Source organism: Herpetosiphonaceae bacterium (genome assembly GCA_036374795.1).
Classification (GTDB): Bacteria; Chloroflexota; Chloroflexia; order Chloroflexales; family Kallotenuaceae; genus LB3-1.
This window is the reverse complement of sequence record DASUTC010000286.1, coordinates 1-1303: the sequence shown is the minus strand read 5'-3', so window position 1 is coordinate 1303 and position 1303 is coordinate 1. Positions and strand designations below refer to the sequence as shown.

The 1303-nt window shown below is 64.9% G+C and carries 2 protein-coding genes; both read right to left on the bottom strand.

The genetic code is table 11. From position 1 onward, the window contains the following. A partial coding sequence (locus VFZ66_22265) for a glycosyltransferase (GenBank protein HEX6291927.1) occupies positions 1-760 on the bottom strand: 760 nt, incomplete at its 3' end. Then, a partial coding sequence (locus VFZ66_22260) for a CpsD/CapB family tyrosine-protein kinase (protein ID HEX6291926.1) occupies positions 757-1303 on the bottom strand: 547 nt, incomplete at its 5' end. The genes VFZ66_22265 and VFZ66_22260, both read right to left, overlap by 4 nt.

The following is a 1303-nucleotide window of genomic DNA, read 5'->3' as shown; positions in this document are numbered from 1 at the left end:
CGCCTGAGCCGACCATGAGCAGCGGCAGGCCATTGGCGTTGAAAGCCTCCACGGCAAGGTCGGGCCGCTTGTAAGGCACCATCTGCCCCACCCAGAGATAGTAGTCGTCGATGTCGATGGAGGGCGTGAACAGGCCGGTTTCGACTGGCGGATGAATGACCTCGGCCTCGCGCCGCCAGACCTTGTGGATGCGCTGCCGCACGAAGTGGGAATTGGCGGCGATGCGATCGATGCGCGCGCTGGAGCTCACGTCCCATTCCCGCAGGCGGTGGTACATGCCGGGCATGGCGATGCGCGCCAGCCAGTTCGCCTCTCGTTTGTAGCGGTGATACTGATCCCACAAATAGCGCATCGGCGAATGGCAATAGCAGGCGTGCAGCGACCGCGGCGCGGTGATCACCCCTTTCGCAGGCCCCGCCTCGCTGCTGATAACGAGATCGTAGGCGCTCAGGTCCAGTTCCTCTAGCGCCATTGGCATGAGCGGCAGGTAGTATTGATAGAGCCGTTTCGAGAACGGCAGCTTGTCGATGAAACTCGTGGTTACCTTGGCCTTCCGGATCGTCTCCGAGACGGCGCGGGGATCGAAGACGTGAGTGAACAGATCGGCCTGCGGATAGAGCTCGAGCATGCGCTCCAGCACTCGCTCTCCGCCGCGCATCGATACCAGCCAGTAATGGACGATAGCGACGCGCGGCTGCGAAAAGCGCGCCGATGCCGGCGCGGCGGGCTGCCAGGCCCGGCCGCGCGCCGGCACGTTCATGCGTAGTACTCGCTGTACCTGTTGTAATAGAACGACACGTCCTCACGGTGGAAAAAGGCCTTCTTGCGCAGGTCCACCTGGTTGAGCGCGATGCCCGCCACATTGACCAGATCCCGGCTCAGGCGGCTGCGCGCGGTGCGGATGGCGAAGCTGGAGGTCTTGCACCACCGCGCCGCAAGGACCACGGCGTCGGCCCGGCAGGCGATCGTGCGGGTGGCGGCGATCGGCAGGATCGGCGGAAGGTCAAGGATGATCCGGTCGAAGTGGGGGCGCAGCTTGTCCAGCAGGTCAGCGAAGGCCTGCCCCGTGAGCAGGTTGTCCGGCGCGTCCGTCTTGGGCCCTAGCGGCAGCACGCACAGCACCCGATCGCGTATCAGATCGTCGATGTCGATCTGGGACATGCCGTTCAGCACCTCGATCAGGCCAGGCTGATCGGGGCCCACGTCCAGGAGCCGGCTGATGCCGCGGCGGCGTATGTCGCAGTCGATCAGCATGGTGCGTTCGCCCTCGGCCGCCAGAACGTGCGACAGGCAGCAGGCCATC